General features: G+C 38.7%; 1 protein-coding gene. It reads left to right on the forward strand.

Annotated elements, in window-relative coordinates; all coding sequences use genetic code 11:
* Positions 1–181 (forward strand): Holliday junction DNA helicase RuvB C-terminal domain-containing protein (locus LG649_RS16220; protein ID WP_317197670.1); only part of this gene is annotated, 181 nt, incomplete at its 5' end.
* Positions 182–279 lie beyond the last annotated feature (98 nt).

A 279-nucleotide genomic window follows, 5' to 3' on the forward strand; every position in this document is an offset into this window, starting at 1 on the left:
TGGAATTTCTACAATAGCAACAGCTGTAAGCGAAAGTCCAGAAACTATTGAGGAAGTTTACGAGCCCTTTTTAATACAACAAGGCTTTATTATGCGAACACCTCGCGGGCGCGAAGTTACAGAGCAAGCATACAAGCACTTAGGAAAAACTAAAGGACCAACCCAAGGCGGGCTATTTTAATGGGAAAATATAACTACCCAAATAAAATACCATTTTTTAAGTTCTTATCTCAAGTTAGAGGTGTTGCCAGAAACCCAATACCGTTTCATAATAAATGG

The sequence above is a fragment of the Neotamlana laminarinivorans genome, from assembly GCF_020523925.1.
Lineage (GTDB): Bacteria > Bacteroidota > Bacteroidia > Flavobacteriales > Flavobacteriaceae > Neotamlana > Neotamlana laminarinivorans.